General features: G+C 62.3%; 14 protein-coding genes and 4 pseudogenes. 8 read left to right on the top strand and 10 right to left on the bottom strand.

The genetic code is table 11. From position 1 onward, the window contains the following. Positions 1–193: 193 nt before the first annotated feature. The 3 genes and pseudogenes from AC1DKD_RS26340 to AC1DKD_RS26330 all read right to left on the bottom strand — a co-directional run. A pseudogene (locus AC1DKD_RS26340) lies at positions 194–313 on the bottom strand (DUF4136 domain-containing protein); the annotation flags it as partial. 32 nt (positions 314–345) lie between these two features. Further along, a complete protein-coding gene (locus tag AC1DKD_RS26335; RefSeq protein WP_477143878.1) occupies positions 346–1,890 on the bottom strand; it encodes a UxaA family hydrolase in 1,545 nt (514 codons plus the stop codon). Positions 1,891–1,976: 86 nt separating this feature from the next. Further along, a complete protein-coding gene (locus AC1DKD_RS26330; RefSeq protein ID WP_477112185.1) occupies positions 1,977–3,314 on the bottom strand; it encodes an MFS transporter in 1,338 nt (445 codons plus the stop codon). A gap of 161 nt (positions 3,315–3,475) precedes the next feature. Here AC1DKD_RS26330 and AC1DKD_RS26325 point away from each other — a divergent pair. Beyond that, positions 3,476–3,606 (top strand): annotated as a pseudogene (locus AC1DKD_RS26325) (IS6 family transposase); the annotation flags it as partial. A gap of 815 nt (positions 3,607–4,421) precedes the next feature. On the opposite strand, the gene AC1DKD_RS26320 reads toward AC1DKD_RS26325, so the two are convergent. After that, complete coding sequence (locus tag AC1DKD_RS26320) at positions 4,422–5,174, bottom strand: SDR family NAD(P)-dependent oxidoreductase (protein ID WP_477112183.1); 753 nt, start codon at positions 5,172–5,174, stop codon at positions 4,422–4,424. A gap of 218 nt (positions 5,175–5,392) precedes the next feature. Between AC1DKD_RS26320 and AC1DKD_RS26315 the strand changes: the two genes are divergently transcribed. From AC1DKD_RS26315 to AC1DKD_RS26290, 6 genes are all read left to right on the top strand, one after another. Then, positions 5,393–6,727, top strand: coding sequence for a DSD1 family PLP-dependent enzyme (locus AC1DKD_RS26315; protein WP_477143877.1), 1,335 nt, complete (start codon positions 5,393–5,395; stop codon positions 6,725–6,727). A gap of 200 nt (positions 6,728–6,927) precedes the next feature. Beyond that, the gene (locus tag AC1DKD_RS26310) at positions 6,928–7,956 is read left to right on the top strand and encodes a Bug family tripartite tricarboxylate transporter substrate binding protein (protein WP_477111348.1); all 1,029 of its coding nucleotides are present in this window, start codon (positions 6,928–6,930) and stop codon (positions 7,954–7,956) included. Between the two features lie 73 nt (positions 7,957–8,029). Continuing rightward, positions 8,030–8,272 carry an aconitase X swivel domain-containing protein gene (locus AC1DKD_RS26305; RefSeq protein WP_477112037.1) on the top strand — a complete coding sequence of 81 codons (243 nt, stop codon included), beginning with the start codon at positions 8,030–8,032 and terminating at the stop codon, positions 8,270–8,272. A gap of 277 nt (positions 8,273–8,549) precedes the next feature. After that, positions 8,550–8,792 carry a hypothetical protein gene (locus AC1DKD_RS26300; RefSeq protein ID WP_477143876.1) on the top strand — a complete coding sequence of 81 codons (243 nt, stop codon included), beginning with the start codon at positions 8,550–8,552 and terminating at the stop codon, positions 8,790–8,792. A gap of 350 nt (positions 8,793–9,142) precedes the next feature. Further along, a complete protein-coding gene (locus AC1DKD_RS26295; protein WP_477112039.1) occupies positions 9,143–10,144 on the top strand; it encodes a 2-hydroxyacid dehydrogenase in 1,002 nt (333 codons plus the stop codon). Between the two features lie 222 nt (positions 10,145–10,366). Next, positions 10,367–10,921, top strand: coding sequence for a YbhB/YbcL family Raf kinase inhibitor-like protein (locus AC1DKD_RS26290; RefSeq protein ID WP_477112040.1), 555 nt, complete (start codon positions 10,367–10,369; stop codon positions 10,919–10,921). Between the two features lie 65 nt (positions 10,922–10,986). On the opposite strand, the pseudogene AC1DKD_RS26285 reads toward AC1DKD_RS26290, so the two are convergent. Further along, positions 10,987–11,133: pseudogene (locus AC1DKD_RS26285) on the bottom strand (IS6 family transposase); the annotation flags it as partial. Between the two features lie 336 nt (positions 11,134–11,469). Between AC1DKD_RS26285 and AC1DKD_RS26280 the strand changes: the two are divergent. After that, positions 11,470–12,474, top strand: coding sequence for an aldo/keto reductase (locus AC1DKD_RS26280; protein ID WP_477112041.1), 1,005 nt, complete (start codon positions 11,470–11,472; stop codon positions 12,472–12,474). 684 nt (positions 12,475–13,158) lie between these two features. Here AC1DKD_RS26280 and AC1DKD_RS26275 read toward each other — a convergent pair. The 5 genes and pseudogenes from AC1DKD_RS26275 to AC1DKD_RS26255 all read right to left on the bottom strand — a co-directional run bounded on the left by AC1DKD_RS26275 (position 13,159) and on the right by AC1DKD_RS26255 (position 17,341). Then, on the bottom strand, positions 13,159–14,292 hold the full coding sequence (locus AC1DKD_RS26275; RefSeq protein WP_477112042.1) for an AraC family transcriptional regulator ligand-binding domain-containing protein: 1,134 nt from the start codon (positions 14,290–14,292) through the stop codon (positions 13,159–13,161). Positions 14,293–14,357: 65 nt separating this feature from the next. Next, a pseudogene (locus tag AC1DKD_RS26270) lies at positions 14,358–14,780 on the bottom strand (LysR family transcriptional regulator); the annotation flags it as partial. 75 nt (positions 14,781–14,855) lie between these two features. Next, complete coding sequence (locus AC1DKD_RS26265) at positions 14,856–15,569, bottom strand: 4-carboxy-4-hydroxy-2-oxoadipate aldolase/oxaloacetate decarboxylase (protein ID WP_477143875.1); 714 nt, start codon at positions 15,567–15,569, stop codon at positions 14,856–14,858. Further along, a complete protein-coding gene (locus tag AC1DKD_RS26260) occupies positions 15,566–16,339 on the bottom strand; it encodes a PIG-L deacetylase family protein (protein WP_441633016.1) in 774 nt (257 codons plus the stop codon). The genes AC1DKD_RS26265 and AC1DKD_RS26260 overlap by 4 nt, the downstream gene beginning before the upstream one ends. A gap of 30 nt (positions 16,340–16,369) precedes the next feature. Then, positions 16,370–17,341 carry a tripartite tricarboxylate transporter substrate binding protein gene (locus AC1DKD_RS26255; protein WP_441633014.1) on the bottom strand — a complete coding sequence of 324 codons (972 nt, stop codon included), beginning with the start codon at positions 17,339–17,341 and terminating at the stop codon, positions 16,370–16,372. Positions 17,342–17,451 lie beyond the last annotated feature (110 nt).

Below are 17,451 nucleotides of genomic sequence, written 5' to 3'. Positions count from 1 at the left end.
GAATCTTCCATTGCAGCTTTCAAAAACGGGCGCCGGCGGCTCGGGCCGAAAAATCGAGCCGTCATTCTAGCTCACGCAAGCCCGGCGCGAAGCCCCTCCCAGAGGTGCATCCGGAGTTTTAAGGCCTTTCGCCGGGCAATTCAGTTTCTACCCGCGCACGGGCAATGCCTTGTCTCCTCCTTCGGTCTGATCGTCATTTGTCATCCGGGTCCAGCGGCAATGTCACCCGCCGGGACCGCCCGCTCTCGACCGGAAACTGGGCGAACGCGCTGCGGATCAGGTAGGGCATCGCCGCCTGCAAGGACGCATTCTCGTCGCGCACCGCCGCGTCCCCCTACGCAACGCCTACGTAACAGCGCCAATGTGCCAAGGCACGAACTCATTCTGGCCGTACCCGTGCATCTCACTCTTGGACGCATGGCCTGAAGCCGTGGCGASCATTAGCTGAAAAATTTCTTCCCCGAGTTCATCGATGGATCGTGTGCCGTCGAGGACCGACCCACAGTTGATATCGATGTCCTCCTCCTGTCGCAGCCATAACGCGGTGTTGGTACCGAGTTTCAATGATGGCGACGGCGCGCAACCGTAAGCGGATCCGCGCCCGGTTGTAAAGCAGATCAGGTTGGCACCGCCCGCGACCTGGCCGGTTGCCGACACCGGATCGTAACCGGGGGTATCCATGAAAACCAGGCCGCGGGCATGGACCCTCTCGGCGTACCGGTATACGTCGACAAGATTCGTCGTTCCCCCTTTCGCTACCGCGCCGAGCGATTTCTCGAGGATTGTCGTGAGTCCCCCCGCCTTGTTACCCGCCGAGGGATTATTGTTCATATTGGCATTCATGCGCGCGCAATAGGCCTCCCACCAACGGATCCGCTCGATGAGTTTTTCGCCAACCTCGCGCGACACCGCGCGGCGTGTCAGTAGATGTTCCGCGCCATAGATCTCGGGGGTTTCGGAAAGGATCGCTGTACCGCCATGCGCCATCAGCCGATCGACCGCCGCGCCGAGTGCCGGATTCGCGCTGATGCCGGAATAGCCATCGGACCCGCCGCATTGCAGTCCGACCACCAGATGGCTGGCATCGACCGGCTCGCGCCGCACGTTGTTGGCTGCGGGCAACATCGCCTTTACCTGCTCGATGCCAGCCGCTACCGTGCGCGCCGTCCCGCCCAGCGCCTGGATTGTCATCGTCCGCAGCGCGGCACCAGGCGCCAGGCCTTGGCGCTCCATCAGTCCATCAATCTGATTGGTCTCGCAACCCAGGCCAACAATCAGCACCGCGGCAAAGTTCGGATGCCGCGCGTAGCCGCCAAGGGTGCGCCGGATCAAGTCCAGGCCCTCGCCTTCCGCGTCGATCGCGCAGCCCTGCCCGTGCGTCAGGGCGACCACGCCATCCACGTTGGGGTACGCCGCCAGCGCTTCCGGATGGATGTCGCGGCGAAAGTAGTCGGCGACGGCGCGAGCGGCCGTTGCCGAGCAATTGACCGACGTTAGGATACCGATATAGTTGCGCGTCGCGACACGCCCGTCGGCGCGCAAGATGCCCATGAATTGCGCACACGGCGCGGCGGCCCGCGACGGCCCCGCGTCGGTGCCGAAGGCATAGTCCCGCTCGAATTCGCCCATAGCGAGATTGTGCGTGTGGACATGCTCGCCTGCGTCGATGCCCCGCGTCGCGAAGCCGATGATCTGCCCATAGCGCCGCACGGGCGTGCCGGAGGCGATACCGCGCACGGCGAGCTTGTGGCCTGCCGGAACCAATCCGCGTACGAGAAGGCCCGCGCCGATTTGCACGCCTGAAACCAACTGGTTCCGCGCGATGACGACATCGTCGATCGGGTGCAAGCGTACGACGGGCTCCGGGGCCGCTGCGGTAGTTCCTGTCATTTCGTTATCCATCGTGAAATTCTTGCTGCAACCTTCATGCCCTTTTCGGCACGCTTACTTCTTCAACGCATCTCAGATGCAGGGCACTAGCGGGATACCGTCCTGGACGAACTGAACGGCACTGCCGACGCGCGGCGTGCATGCGCGCCAATGCTTAACAGGAGCAACACGCCGACCACTCCCGCGGACGCCAGGGCAAGCATCCCTGCCTGCTGGCTGTGAAAGAGTGCCTCCACAGCGGTCTTCAAAGTCGGTGCGATAAAGCCGCCGAGATTGCCGAGCGCACCGATCAACGCGATGCCGCTCGCCGCGGCGGTGCCGCTCAGATACGCGGTAGGAAGGGTCCAGAAGAGCGGCTGGACAACGACAAAGCCTACCGTCGCGATACAAAAGGCGATGAGCACCGGCGCAAGGTGCTGGCCAAGCGTCGAGAGCGCGATGCCCGCGGCCGCCATCGCCAACATGGCAATGGCAAATTGCCGGTGCTTGCCCTTGGCATCCGCCATGCCCGCGATGAAGCGCAGGGCGATCAGCGCACATAGCCAGGGAATGGCGGTGAGAAGGCCAACCGTCGAACCGATCGCCGTGCCCGTCAGCTCGGAAATCCGTGTTGGGAGATAGAAGATAACGCCGTAAACACTGACTTGGATCGCGAAGTAAATCGCGACGAAACGCAGCACCTGCCAGTTGCGCAGCGCACGTAGCGCAGTAGCTGGGCCATGCGCAATCTTTTCACGGTCTTCGGCAGCGATGGCTGCCTCAAGGGCACGTTTCTCGCCGGATGTGAGCCACTTGGCGTCGCGCGGTTTGCTGACCAGGTAGAAGAACGCGATGATGCCGGCAATCGACGCCGCAAGGCCTTCGATGATGAACATCCACTGCCAGTTGCGCAGCCCCAGTTGCCCGCCCATGACTTCCAGCAGGAAGCCGGACAGCGGGCTGCCAAGGACGAGCGCCACTGGCAAGCCGAAATAATAGACGCCAAGCGCCTTGCCGCGCTCGCGCGCCGGGAACCAGTAGGTCGAGTAAAGGATCACGCCGGGCGAAAAGCCTGCCTCCGCCACACCCAGGATGAAGCGCAGCACGTAGAACGAGGTCTCGTCGTGCGCGAACATCATCGCGGCGGATGCCAGGCCCCAGGTCACCATGATCCGGCTCAACCAGACCTTTGCGCCGACCCGATGCAGCATCAGGTTGCTCGGGATCTCGAACACCGCATAGCCGATGAAGAAGATCCCCGCGCCAAGCGCAAATGCCGCATTTCCGATATTCGAATCGACCTGAAGGGCCTGCTTGACGAAGCCGACGTTTGACCGGTCGAGCATGGACAGCGCAAACATCAGGGCGAGGAACGGCGTGAGGCGCAGGCGTGCCTTGCGCACCGCGCTCGCCAGCGCACCATCTGTGACGTGTTCAACTTGCATCATTCATCTCCAGTACGAGGCCGCAGGTGGCAGCTTCGTCTTTTATGCATTGCGCACGTCTCGCGCGCGTTTGTGTTTGTCTAAAGCAGCGCGTTATCGAGCAAACCGCGCGCCGCGAGGTTGGCCATCAGCGCGCGCAGGCCATTACGTCCAGGGTACGATACGATCGCGTGCTGGCAGTTTGTCCTGACAAGCCCACGAAATCATCCCCGATCAGTCGCGCAGCTATCCGGCGGCGAAGGCCGAGAGCCCGGAGCACGCCAACGTCAGGCACGCGTTCGTCGGAGCCAGCACCCCGGGTCACGGAGTTTGACGGAGACGGCGAACAGAAAAAAGCGATCGTCAGATCGATTAACAAAAAAATTATTTTGGTTTTGGCGCCGCCCGGCCGCGCGAGTCAGCGGGCTGCTAGCGCTGGTTATCCGTGCCGAAGGCATCTACTTGAGACAGCCTGGATTCAGATCTGCGGCGGTCCGTCGCACGCAAACCGTTACCGAAGGGTCGCTGTTCTTGTGGGAAGTCGAATGTCTAACAAGTCAAATTTCTTACCCACAGCCTACGGTCCCCTCCTGCCGGCGCCAACTGCTTGCGGGGCGTGCTCTTGACGAAGTCAGCAAGATGCTCGACTGGCAAGCTCCAGGACTTGCGACCGTAAGTAGCTACGATTGATACTGCGTAGACGCACAATAGAGGCAAACATCGCAGTGAGCCACCGGGGACAGTGCGAAAGTACCAGTTTTGCTCAGCGCCCAAAAAACACCCGCGACCGGCAGGCGCGAGGGTGCGGGTGCGGGTGCGGTGCGTTACGGACAACTCGGCAATTGCCGAAGGAGAGGCGTCTCTATCCCGACTAGCCGACGATCTGCGATGGCGCTCAGCCAACCCGGGGAGGCCGGCTGGAGCGAACGAGCGAAGCCAGAGGGATCTATCGCAGTTGGCATTCAGCAGTATGTGACGATGTTGAATTCAGAGCCGTAAGACCGCCATGAATCCGTAAATCGCGGAATCCGGTTCCAGGATCCCGACGGTGACTGCTTGTGCTGCTCGCAGCAGGAGTGCTCCATTCCGCGGCGAGCCCTTTCCCGCCCCCCGTGTGCGTATTTGCGCTTACGTCAACACCTGGCCGCCATCGACCACCAAGGTCTGGCCGGTGATCCAGCCTGCGTGCGAGCTGGCGAGAAATAGCACCGCGCTAGCGACCTCGCCTGGCGTCCCGAGCCTGCCGAACGGAACCGAACGCAGTATCCGCTCATACAGCATGGGATCGGAAGTCTTGCGCTGTTCCCACGATCCGCCGGGAAATTCGATCGAGCCTGGCGCAACCGCGTTGACACGGATCCGATCCGGCGCGAGTGTCAACGCATGGGACGCCGTATAGTGCATGACCGCCGCCTTGATCGCCGCGTAAGACGGGGTACGTGACGACGGTCGAAGCGCCGAGATGGACGTCACATTGACGATGGCGGCGTTGGCCGACAGGCGCAAGAATGGCAGTGCGGCATGCCCTGCGCGCACCGTTGCCAACAGGTCGACCTGGATGCCGGCCTCCCAGCCGGCTTCGGTATCCCCGCCTCCGAAACCCGACGCGTTGTTGATCAAAATGTCGATGCCACCAAGCGCTTCGCCGGCTGCTGCAATGTAAGCACTGATCGCCTCGCCTTCAGCGAGATCGCAAGGTGCGGTATGGGCCAGATGGCCATAAACGTCCAGCTCGGCCTCGATGGCTTTCAATCCTTCCAGATTGCGTGCGCAGACCGACACTGCAGCGCCAGCCTGCGCGAACCCGAGCGCAATGCTGCGGCCGATGCCACGCGAGCCACCAGCGACGACGACGCGCTTACCGTTGAATTCGAACCCCATTTATTTGCCTCCAGGCAGTGACGTGGGGGGCAGTATGGCCGAAATTTTTAGAAGCCGCACAACCACGAATACCGCCCATAGGCAGTCCAGAACCATACCAAAAGCAGGCTTGCGAAGCTTCCCCAACATTATGACGAAATCGGTTGAACCAGCACCCTGAGAACCTGGCTCTGGTGTCGGCGGGATAAATCCAAGCCGATGATTGGCTCAGGACCTCGATGCGGATCATTCAATTCAGCTTAACAATAGATTTCCAGGCATTTAACCACGGAGATGGCTTGGCTGACTACAGTGGCTACATACGCACCGGTCTCACCTTCACCGCTCGCCGACACCGCGACGGAGGACTTGGGCTCTTTACAGGCGCGCATTCCCGTGACCCACCAGCCTGCAACCGATTTTCCTTCTCGTTCGACATGTACTTCTCCCTTCACACCGTTGACACCCCTGCAGCGATTATTGACTTGGAGCGCATGCAGCACAACATCGATCGGATGCAGCAGCGCATGGAAAAGCTGGGCGTGCGGTTTCGACCGCATGTAAAGACCAGCAAATGCACGCCTGTCGTGCGCGCCCAGCTCGCGGCCGGAGCGCATGGAATCACTGTCTCCACGCTCAAGGAAGCCGAGCAATTCCTGGCCGCGGGTGTCACCGACATCTTCTACGCGGTTGGCATGGCACCGCACCGGCTTCCTCAGGCGCTGGCATTGCGCCGGCGCGGCTGCAACTTGAAGATACTCACCGACGGCATGGCGTCGGCTCAGGCGATTGCCGACTTCGGCAGAGCGAACTGTGAGGCCTTCGAGGTGTGGATCGAGATCGACACGGATGGCCACCGCTCGGGCATCCAGCCTGAAGACTCAGCGCTGTTGGAGGTCGGCCGCGTATTGCATAACGGGGGTATGCGCCTTGGTGGCGTGTTGACTCACGCTGGCTCGAGCTACGAGCTTGATACGCCTGAGGCGTTGACGGCCTTGGCCGAGCGCGAACGCGTCGGCTGCGTGCGTGCGGCGGAGCGTCTGCGCGCGGCGGGCCTTCCATGCCCGGGGGTCAGTGTCGGCTCGACCCCGACGGCACTTGCCGCCGAGCAGCTCCAGGGGGTGACCGAGGTGCGGGCCGGCGTCTATGTTCTCTTTGACCTGGTGATGAACAACATTGGTGTCTGCACCACGGATGAGATCGCGCTTAGTGTACTGACGACGGTGATCGGTCATCAGAGCGATAAGGGTTGGATCATCGTGGACGCAGGGTGGATGGCCATGAGCCGCGATCGCGGAACCCAGAAGCAGAAGCAGGACTATGGATATGGGCAGGTCTGCACGATAGACGGCACGGTGTTGCCAGGCTACCTGCTGAGTGGCGCTAACCAGGAGCACGGCATCGTGTCGCGCGAAGGTGAACCTGATGCGGACGTCTCCCATCGCTTTCCCGTAGGCACGCGCCTACGCATTCTTCCGAATCACGCCTGCGCAACAGGAGCGCAGTTCCCCGAGTACCGAGCGCTCGCTGAGGGCGGAAAGCTCACGACCTGGGAGCGTTTCCATGGCTGGTGAGTTGCGCGGCGACGTACGCGTCGTCACTCCGGCAGGCTTGGCCAGCGCGGGCAGCCGTTGTAGCTCCCGCATCGATCAGCCGGTGCAGGCGCGTTCAATCGCAAAGGGAGGCGGCCAATCCTGACACGCAAACGAGTGAATCATTGCCCAGACCTCTTGCTTGTCATGAGCAATGGCAGGGAAAGACTTTAGGAAAAATCATGAAATTCGAACGCCACACTCACTGTTCCCTCGGAGATCGCATCAAGCGATTCACCACCGCCTTCGCTGCACTCGCCTTTGGTGCGGCCTGCAGTCTCACCTCGTCCGTCCAGGCGGCGGAGGACCCATGGCCCCATAAGCCAGTCACCGTGATCGTCCCCTCTGCTGCCGGTGGATCGGGCGACGTACTAAGCCGTATCGTCCTGAGTCACCTCGCGAGAGCGACCAACGCCAATTTCGTCGTCGACAATCGCCCGGGCGCCGCAGGCAACATCGGCATGGCGATGGTCAAGCGCGCTGCGCCGGACGGGTACACGATTGGCTATGGCAACATCAACACCCTGGCCGTCAACCCCGGCCTGTTCAGCAAGCTTCCCTATGATGTGCAACGGGACTTTGTGCCCGTGGGCCGCATGTTCTCGATCTACAACCTGCTCGTGGTTCGTGGCGACTCCCCGATCAAGAACGTCGCCGAACTGATTGCGCTGGCCAAGAAGGAGCCCGGCAAGCTGTCATACGCCGCGGCCGGTACCGGCAGCAGTGGCCACATGGGCGGCGAGCTATTCAAGAAGATGGCCGGCATCGACGTGTTGTTCATCCCGTACAACGGCGATCCGCCGTCCCTCACCGACCTCGCCGGCGGCCGGCTTGACTACACGTTTACCAATGCCTCGGTCGCCTGGCCGCTCGTCAAAAGCGGCAAGCTGCGCGCGCTGGCGATCACCAGCCGCGAGCGTATTCCGCTCTATCCCAATCTGCCGACCCTGGACGAGTCCGGACTGAAAGGCTACGAGAACGTCTCGTGGGGCGGTCTGGTATTCCCCAAGGGCACGCCACAGCCGATCGTCGACCGGGTGAGCGCCGCGCTGGAGAAAGTGCTGAAGTCCGACGCCTTGCGCAAGGAGCTGACCGACGCCAACGCATCGGTAGGCACCGGCACCCGCGAAGAGTTCGTGCGATTCGTCGCCAGCGAGCAGAAGAAATGGGGCGGCGTCATCGAATCCGCGCATATCCCAAAACAGAACTGAGCTGAATCGTCTGCGTGGCGTTTTCTCTCGCCCCGCGCAATAGATCGCTGGCGAGTCGTTCGATAAGATTCTCGTGCTCGATACGGCGAAGGGTGGTGTCGCAACCTTGTGGCTGCTGCACGAAATGCAGTCGCGCGATATGGCGCCGCTGGAGATCGTGCTCAATACTGTCAACACAGTCCTCGCAGAGGGAGCGGCGCTGGGGGACGTGACGATGCTGGCAGGTTTAGATACAGACAGCACGGCGCAAATTCCGCATGGCGCCAAGATCGAAATCAATCCGGAAGCCAGGACGATTCGCGTGCTGGTCCGATGAGGCGCAGCTACCGGGCCAGATCGCGGAATGGCTGCAACGCGTGCACGGGCCGAAATTGGTAACAGGCCGGTTCTTGTCCAAGGTGACGGGGACTACCACTCCGTGCGTTCGAGTGCCTGACAGCGGGTGTTTCGCTGCCGTTTCCTCGAATCCTATCGTGGCCAGTCGCCGCACCGCGCAGCGGACGCCTTGAGGATATAGCAAACGGCGCGCGAAACGAAGCTGCGCCAACAAAAGCGAGTGGTTGAAGGAGAAGGAGAAGGAGAAGGAGAAGGATATGCATACCGGCAAAAAGTCCGTGCGTGTGCAGGCCGGCAAGTGGTTCGGGCCTGGTGCGGCGTTGCGTGTGATCGAGTTCAGTCGCGCGCCTTCGGATCGAAGGCGCTACGTGCGCATTGGCACGTTGCGGCCAGAAGGATGGGTGACGATCGTTTTCTTCCGGCACGATGACGGGTCGTGGAACGTCTTTCCACCAAAGACGGACATGCCGGGGATGCGTGCTTACCAGCTCGCGGCATGAGCGACAGGCTAGGCGAGAGATCTACGGCCCCTCGCGAATCGACGCAGAGCGCATACAGCAAGTGGCTGCTGGCCATGTCGCTTGGCGCCCCCAAGGCACAGGTTGGGACAGCGTTTTGGCAGATGGGTACGGGGTAAAGTTGAGGATCACTATTTTCGCTAATGGCGCCCACACTCAGCCCTCCGGTTACCAACGATTTGGCCGACGTGCTGGCCGACCTGAATCGCTTCTGGTGAGATGCGTACTTCTCGTGCAACTTTTGGCGGCTGCTTCCCGGAATTTCATATTCCGCTTCCCTATTAATTTATGTGCCGCTGCTTGAATATCACCGGCGCTCAGAGGAACCCCCGATGAGAAAACGAATCGTCGTGTACCGGAACGTGCCGCGGAGCGTGCTCGCGCTGTTGCGCGAACAACATGACGTGACCGAGGTCGAACAGGTCGCTGCCGCAAGCCGCGCGCCGTTGATCGAAGCGCTCGCGCGGGCACACGGCATCCTCGGCAACAACATGAAGATCACGCCGGAGCTGCTTGACGCCGCACGATTTCTGGAAGCGGCATCGACCATTTCCGCCGGATTCGATGCATTCGATGTCGAGGACCTGACGCGGCGCGGCATCATCCTCAACAACACGCCCGACGAATTGACTGAAACTACCGCGGATCTCGCGTTCACCCTGCTGCTCGCGAGCGCGCGGCGTGTCGTCGAACTCGCCGAATGGACGCGGCGCGGCGAATGGCGTGCGTCGGTCGGAGCGGCTCAGTTCGGCGTCGACGTTCATCACAAGGCGCTCGGCATCGTCGGGCTCGGACGCATCGGCTGCGCCCTCGCGCGACGTGCGGCGCTGGGTTTCGGAATGGACGTGCTGTATTGCAATCGCACACGCAATCACGAAGCGGAAGAAGCCTACGGTGCGCAATGGCGCACGTTGCCGGAACTGCTTGCGCAGGCCGATTTCGTGTGCCTGCTGGTGCCGTTGTCCGCCGCGACCGAGCGGCTGATCGGCGCGGCAGAGCTCCGCCTGATGAAGCGAACGGCGATCCTCGTCAACTGCGCGCGCGGCCAGGTGGTCGACGAAGCCGCGCTCATCGAGGCGCTGCGGGAACGTCGCATCCTCGGCGCCGGACTCGACGTGTTCGAGCGCGAACCGCTGCCACTGGACTCGCCGCTGTTGACAATGCCGAACGTCGTCGCCCTGCCGCATATCGGCTCGGCTACACAACAGACACGCGACGCGATGGCGTTGCGTGCGGCCCGCAACCTGCTCGACGCACTCGCCGGCCGTATTACCTCGACCTGCGTGAATCCAGAAGTGCGAGATGTCCTCGAGGCCCGAAGCCATGCGGGATAAAGCCCCGTGGCCGATACTCCAGATCCCCGGTCGTTATATTTTTAACGTTATATCTAATGACATCGCGCAGCATCGTCCGTACACATTAAGTGCATTGCGCGCGATTTGGTCCAAGGTAAATCCGGAATCACCGTGCTGGCAATCGCGAATGCTAGAGGGTACAGCCGCACTTGCCTGGCGCGCTCGGCATACATTCCACTCATTGCATACGAGGATGTACGAATGAAACAGGCTAAGACTGGCTTCGCGCCGCTGGCAGGCGCATTGCTTTTTGTCGGTATGGGCATCGCGCAGGCGGCAGGCATGCAGGTGTCTTCCGCGTCGTTCGCGGATGGCGCGACGATTCCTGTGCTGCATGGCAACAATACGTCCGATTGCGGCGGCAAGGGCGTTTCTCCACAGGTGTCCTGGTCGAACCTGCCTGCCGGTACCAAGTCGGTTGCCGTGCTGCTTTCCGATCCCGACGGCGCGATGGGGCTTGGAGTTTCACATTGGGTTGCGTACAACATCGCCGCCGATCGCGGGCAGCTCAAGGAGGGCGAAGGCCAGACCGACGGACATGGCGCCACCATTGGCAAGAACGTCAGGGGCGAGGTCGTGTATCGCGGGCCCTGCCCGCCGGCGGGTGACGCAGCACACCATTACACCTTGACCGTGGTCGCAACGGATCTCGCGCCGTCCGCACTGCCGCCTGGGCTGACCAGGGACGAACTCATGTCGGCACTCAAGGGGCACGCGCTCGGTGGTCAAAGCATGATTGGCAAATACAGTCGCTAAGCTGTCATGACGATGTCCATCGCGAAAATCGGCGTTGCTACCGAACTGGAAGCGAGAGCCGTTGCGAATACCTGGTGCAGCGCCGGCGGTAGTTTGATCGCCCAGTGATGCACTGGTGGAATGATCCACTACGATGCCGCGCTCGGCCTCATCTGCTCAAGGTGACGCCGGCTGAGCGGGTAGGCCACATACCAGCGCACGCAGGTCAGCATCACTTCCAGCGGGTAGTGCAAGCGCTTGAGGACCTTCGCAATTTCCGGATTCGTGGCAGGCTCATGGCGCTGAACTCAAGACCGCTACATGCTACCGAACGCTTACAGCGACAGATCGGAGGCATCGGTCACCTCCTGGAAACTGCCTCGCCAGACGCCTACGACGCCCCCTATAAACGCTGGGACCTGATCGATCTGCCCATTCAATATTCTCGCCGCACTTCGGCTGTCAGTGTAACAAGGTGACAGTACCCGAGCTAATCCGGTACATTGGYAAACCACCAAGACTGACGGCTTCATCCTCGAAGCCGGGACCTTTTTTCAGAAGATCATCCAATGCAACAACGCAAACTCGGCACCTTCAACGTCAGTTCCATCGGTCTGGGCTGCATGAATCTGAGCCACGCCTACGGCGTGCCACCATCGCCCGAGCAAGCCGCAAAGGTACTGCTGACCGCGCTGGATGCTGGCGTCAATTTTTTTGACACGGCCGCCCTGTACGGCTTCGGTGCAAATGAGACGCTAGTCGGCAACGTCCTGTCCAAGCACCGCAACCAGTTCACCCTGGCCAGCAAGTGCGGCATGACCGGAGTAGACATCAATGGCGATGGCAAGCCCGTGCGAGTCATCGACGGCCGCCCACAGACCATCCGGGCCACCTGCGAAGCCGCGCTCAAGCGCCTGCGTACCGACGTGATTGACCTGTACTACCTGCACCGCTGGGACAAGAAAGTACCCATCGAGGAAAGCGTGGGCGCCCTGAGCGATCTGGTGCACAAGGGCCATGTCCGTGCCATCGGTCTATCGGAAGTGTCGGCACACACGCTGCGCAAAGCCCACAACGTGCATCCCATCACCGCGTTGCAGACCGAATATTCCTTGTGGACGCGCAACCCGGAAATCGCCGTACTAGAGACCTGCCGCGAACTTGGCGTGGCCCTCGTCGCCTTCAGCCCTCTGGCACGCGGCTTTTTGTGCGGTGAACTGACCGACGTAGCCTCGCTCGACGCCAAGGACATCCGCCGCTCCATGCCGCGCTTTGCACCCGAGGCTTACGCCGCAAACTTGTCGCTGCTGGACGGCTACAAAGCCATTGCCCGCGACGTCGGTTGCTCGCTGGCACAGCTCTCGCTGGCTTGGCTGTTGCATCGTGGCAATAACATCATTCCGATCCCTGGCACCACCAGCGTGGCGCACTTACTGGACGATCTCGGGGCAATCGATGTGAAGCTCAGCGCAGATGACATGGCCCGGTTGGAGTCACTGATCAACCAGCGAACCGTGGTGGGCAGCCGGTACAATCCGCAGGGCAACAGCGAGGTGGATACAGAGAGTTTCTGACCTGAGACGGGGTGTCCGAATTTGTGTGGCTCCGTGGCGCCGTCCCACTGGCGCAAATCCTGCAGATCGCCCCAAAGCGGGCAAGGTACTCAGCCTCTGGCACAGCCGGCATTTGGTCACAGTGCGTCCGCGGCCGGCAGCGCCGCCGCGAAGACTACTGGGCCAACCCATTCGGTATGCCTGCCCGGTCGCGGCACTACCCTGCCGAAGGGTGGCTTGGATATGATTAGTCCCGTCTTTGCGACTGCACTACGCAGTTAAATCCTGCGCTCCAGGAAACTTAATGCAAAGACAACGCTTTCCCAACGCGATCCGAGTCGGCATAGCCGCCATCTCCCTGCTTTACGCCGCCACAGCGTGGTCGCACGCCCATCATCAACGTGTCCCGCAGGACGAGGACCGCTTAATGATTATCGGTGCCCGCGCGCGCTTGAGGGTGCGGCCACATGCATCATTGTTCGCCTCAAATTTGTCGCTGCCGGCTCTACACGAGCCCATCCCGTCTGGGCCGAAGACGATGCACGTCGACTGTAGTTCCGAGCTTCATCATCCAGGCAATTCGAAGCGATTGCGGACGGCTACCCCGCAGCCGTCCGCAATCAAACAGTAGCGCCGATCCGCTTGCCGCTGTATAGCTGCGATGCAGCAATAGGGATATCGACGCTACGCAGGCGGCGCCTCGGCTCAACGAGATACAACTCGTACGGACAAGGTCTGGTTCAACGCGCTGCGCCCCACAGTTTCCGCAAGGGGCCTTTCGATTGGAAGTGTCATTTGATGACAATCGGCGTGGACATCTTCAACAACGGTCGTAACATGATCGAATTGGGCACCGCTATCGCGGCTGACGCCGCGCCAACCTCTTAGTGCCCGATAGAGGGAAGCATTCTCGCGATATCCCAGCAGAGACGCCTGGATCGACTGGGGTATCCCATCTGCCACGTAACGCAGGGCCATCTCGCGTCTTGTTTCCGCCAAGAGATCGGCAAACCGCGAGCCATGAAGTGCCAAGGCTCTCTGCAGCCCACGGGGGTGCATGCCAAGGCAAGAGGACACCGCTGCGAGAGTGCAGTACCCTGTGGACAAGAGGTGCTGGATCACGGCCGACACCTGATCGGTAAAGCAAAGCTCCCGATCAACCGAGATTGAGGCCACGTGCTCTGCGAGAGCCTCCTTGAATTTGTTGTTTCGATATGGCTCCTCCAACCCCAGGATCCGTCTGTCCACGAACAGGCTGTAGTGAGCCCCGCTGCGTGCAAGAAGTGGCAACGAAGCATCACTGGCGCGCGCGGGGACGTCACCGGACCGCTGTAGGGAAGGTGCCACCGCGCGCACTGAGTCAGCCCTGCGACCCGCGAGCAGCCTCGCAATCTTGTATGCGGTCGCGAGGAGGAATTCGCCAGCCTGTGCGTACCTGAACGCAGGCTCCATTTGGAATACCAGTTTGATCTCCATCGTCTCTCGCTTGCCCCCCGCGCATCGCATAGGTCGTACGCCAGTCACATAGTGGTGGAGGTACCGATCCAGGCGACGGAAGACCTCGCAGGCAGTGGAGCCACCGAAGGCAATGAAGATGAGTGGACCTAGCGTGAACACGCTTTGGCCGTCAGCCAACCATTGTCCAAAGTCGGCGCAGCCGAGCGATTCCGCGGCCAGTTCCAGCAGCAGCGCGAAGGCTGCGAATGACACGAAGCTGCCAGGCTCTCGCCACGCATCCTCCCGAATGCCCGCAGCACTCATCAGGTTTCCCGGCGAGCCCCCCAACCGGGTGACGACGCTGGCAAAGGCTGTTAGCGCACTAGAACGAATGCTCGACATGGTTGGTTGCGTGCTCTACCCGGCAGCGCTGGTCCCACCAGCGGATTGAAGATTGCCCGTGCCAGGAGGTCAAGCTGGCGGGCATTGAGCATGGCGCTGAGATGGCCGGACAGGCTCTCTACCGTATGCAGGCGCACATTCGGATAGCGCTCGCGCATGGCGCGCATCAGTGGCAGGCCGATCACCGAGGCGGTAGTAGGCGCCAAACCCACGCTGACGGTGCCGGACAGCTGCGCATGATGGGCGGCGCGCGTGGCCTGCTCGGCATGGCGCAGCGCCAGCCGGGCTTCGCGGAAGAAGGCCAGGCCGGCTTCGGTGGCCGCGACGCCGCGCGTGGTCCGGAGCAGCAGCCGGGTCGAGAGTTCGCTCTCCAGCCGGCTGATCTGCTGACTCATGGCGGACTGCACCATATCGAGATCGAGCGCAGCGCGGCTCATGCTGCCGAGTTCCACCACCCGGACAAAATACTGAAGCTGGCGCAGTTCCATCTGGCTCCCCCGCGATGCCTGGATGCTTGTCTGCGTCGCTTATACCAGATGCGGGCGCGCCGGGCGACGTCTGGCTCAGGCCTCGTCGAAACCGCTATACCAGTCCACGGTCTCATCCGAGTAGGCCAGTCCCTTGGCCGCCAGCGCCTCGCGCATCTTGTACATGTCCAGGCCGAGCACGCCGGCGGCCAGCGTGGCCCGCTTGCCCGCTTCCATGGCCTCGCGCTCGGCGGCGCGGCGTGCGGTCTCGGCGGCCAGGGGGCGCGGCACCACCACCACGCCGTCGTCGTCGGCCACGATCACGTCGCCGGGCCGCACGTTGGCGCCAGCGCAGATCACCGGGACATTAACCGCGCCGACGGTCTCCTTGACCGCGCCCTGGGCGGAAACCGCCCGCGACCAGACCGGGAAGCCCATGGCATTGAGCGTGGCCACATCGCGTACGCCGCCGTCGATGACCAGGCCACGCGYGCCCCGCGCCTTGAGCGAGGTCGCCAGCAGATCGCCGAACAGGCCATCGGTGCAGTCGCTGACCAGCGCCGCCACCAGCACGTCCCCGGGCTGCACCATCTCCACCGCGACGTGGATCATCCAGTTGTCACCCGGGTGCATCAGCACCGTCACGGCGCTGCCGGCCATCGCTACGCCGGACTGTATCGGCCGCAGATAGGGCTTCATCAGTCCCGTGCGGCGCTGCGCCTCATGCACAGTGGCCACGCCTGAGGCACCCAGCACCTCAATGTCCGCGGCGGCGGCGCGCAGGATATTGCGATAGGCGACGGTCCTCATGCCAGGCTCTCCGATACTTGCGGGAACACACGTGCATAGCCCTCGCCGTACTTCACCCTGCGATCGGAATTGCGCGTGGCCTGGGCGCCGCGCTGCAGCGCCACCCGCGTGTAGTACTCCCACAGGTGCTCCTGCGCCGCCATGGTGGCGAAAGCGCGCTGCTTCTTCTCCCAAACGGAAGAAATGTCGAGCAACAAATCGGGTTTCCAGTTGCACTGCTCGGGCTGGTGCGGCTCGAACAGGAATACCGGCGGCGCGCCGATCACGGGCACTTCAGGCTTGTAGCCATGCGCCTGGGCGATGACGCGCGCTTCCTGCGCCACACGGGTGGCGAGAGGATGGTCGAAGTTATAGATGTCCTCGCGCGAATGGCTCAACACCAGTTCCGGCCGCAGTTCGCGGTAGAGGTCGGCAAGGCGCAGCAACGCCGCGTCGGTCACGCGCAGGGGGTAATCGCCGAGGTCGAAGCACTCCAGTGTGGCGCCGAGGATGTCGGCGGCCTGCTGCGCTTCCTCAAGCCGCGCGGCCTTGACGCGCTCCATGGTCATGCCCGGCTGGCGCCACATCTTGGCCGACTCGCCGCGTTCGCCAAAGGACAGGCAGACGATCTTGACGTGGTAGCCGCGCTCGGCATACAGCGCGATGGCGCCGCCGGCGCGCCAGACGAAATCGGCGGCATGCGCGCTGACCACCAGGATAGAGGGACGCTTTGCGTCGGCTTGCGCGTCGGCTGGAGCCGGGGATTGCGCTTGGGCGTGGATGTCTGACATGGGGATTTCCGTTGGGTCGCGTCGAAGGCTTCAGTCGGCCGTGATACCCGCCTTGCGGATCACGCCGTTCCAGGTTGAGGTTTCGTTGCGCACGAACTGGCCGAAGGCTTCCGGGGTGCCGGGCAGGATGGTGACACCCAGTTGCATGAGCTGCTTGCGCACGTCCGGGTCGGCCAGCGCCGTATTGGCAGCGGTGTTGAGTTCACGCACGACAGCGGGCGGCGTCTTGGCCGGCGCCACCAGTCCCCACCAGACAGAAGCGGTGAAGCCCGGCAGGCCTTGCTCGCGCGAGGTTGGCACACCCGGCAGCAGCGGCGCACGCTGGTCGCTCGCCACCGCGATGGCGCGCAGGGTGCCGGCGCGGATATGCGTGATGACTTCGAGCGGGTTAATCGGCATGAACGTGATGCGCTCGCCCAGCAGGTCGGTGATGGCTGGCGCGCCGCCCTTGTAAGGCACGTGCAACACGTCGATGTGCGCCGCTTCCTTGAACAACTCGCCGGCGAGATGACCGGAGCTGCCGTTGCCGGCCGAGGCATAGCTGAGCTTGCCGGGTTGCGCCTGCGCCTGGGAGACCAGGTCCTTGAGCGAGGTCACGCTGGATTTGGCCGGCACCACCAGCACCAGCGAGGCCTGGCCAATGCGCGCCACCGGCGTGAAATCGCGGGTCGGGTCGAACGGCAGCTTGGCAAACAGCGCGGCATTGGTGGCCAGGCTGTTGGAGGCCATCATGATGGTGTAGCCATCCGGCGCGGCCTTGGACACCGCGTCCATGCCGATATTGGTGCTGGCGCCCGGGCGGTTGTCGACAATGATGGGCTGCTTGAGCAGCACGCTCATCTTCTGGCCAACCGAACGCGCCACGATGTCGACAGCGCCGCCCGCCGCGTAGGGCACGACCAGCCGGATGGGCTTGGCGGGGTAGGTCTCGGCGCTGGTGGCGGCAGCGCCCAGCGACAGCGCGGCGGCCAGCAAGCCGGCTAGGTAAGGTCGGCGCAGCATTCTTGTCTCCTGTGGTCCGGTTTCATTCGTTTGCGTGCATTTTGGCCAACCGTCGTGATACTGTCTAATATGTTTTCAAACCGCTTGTTATTGCACTTCGATATAACCCC

This window comes from Cupriavidus sp. 05T313, from assembly GCF_056396665.1.
Note: the sequence above shows the minus strand (reverse complement) of the source record. Positions and strands in the feature narration are given on the sequence as shown.

Bases quoted from the DNA above. Each gene is read 5' to 3' on its own strand.
- AC1DKD_RS26300 (WP_477143876.1), top strand. From the start codon at position 8,550: ATGCATACCGGCAAAAAGTCCGTGCGTGTGCAGGCCGGCAAGTGGTTC.
- AC1DKD_RS26255 (WP_441633014.1), bottom strand. From the start codon at position 17,341: ATGCTGCGCCGACCTTACCTAGCCGGCTTGCTGGCCGCCGCGCTGTCG.
- AC1DKD_RS26290 (WP_477112040.1), top strand. From the start codon at position 10,367: ATGAAACAGGCTAAGACTGGCTTCGCGCCGCTGGCAGGCGCATTGCTT.
- AC1DKD_RS26280 (WP_477112041.1), top strand. From the start codon at position 11,470: ATGCAACAACGCAAACTCGGCACCTTCAACGTCAGTTCCATCGGTCTG.
- AC1DKD_RS26275 (WP_477112042.1), bottom strand. From the start codon at position 14,292: ATGTCGAGCATTCGTTCTAGTGCGCTAACAGCCTTTGCCAGCGTCGTC.
- AC1DKD_RS26320 (WP_477112183.1), bottom strand. From the start codon at position 5,174: ATGGGGTTCGAATTCAACGGTAAGCGCGTCGTCGTCGCTGGTGGCTCG.
- AC1DKD_RS26315 (WP_477143877.1), top strand. From the start codon at position 5,393: ATGCGGATCATTCAATTCAGCTTAACAATAGATTTCCAGGCATTTAAC.
- AC1DKD_RS26330 (WP_477112185.1), bottom strand. From the start codon at position 3,314: ATGCAAGTTGAACACGTCACAGATGGTGCGCTGGCGAGCGCGGTGCGC.
- AC1DKD_RS26260 (WP_441633016.1), bottom strand. From the start codon at position 16,339: ATGTCAGACATCCACGCCCAAGCGCAATCCCCGGCTCCAGCCGACGCG.
- AC1DKD_RS26295 (WP_477112039.1), top strand. From the start codon at position 9,143: ATGAGAAAACGAATCGTCGTGTACCGGAACGTGCCGCGGAGCGTGCTC.
- AC1DKD_RS26310 (WP_477111348.1), top strand. From the start codon at position 6,928: ATGAAATTCGAACGCCACACTCACTGTTCCCTCGGAGATCGCATCAAG.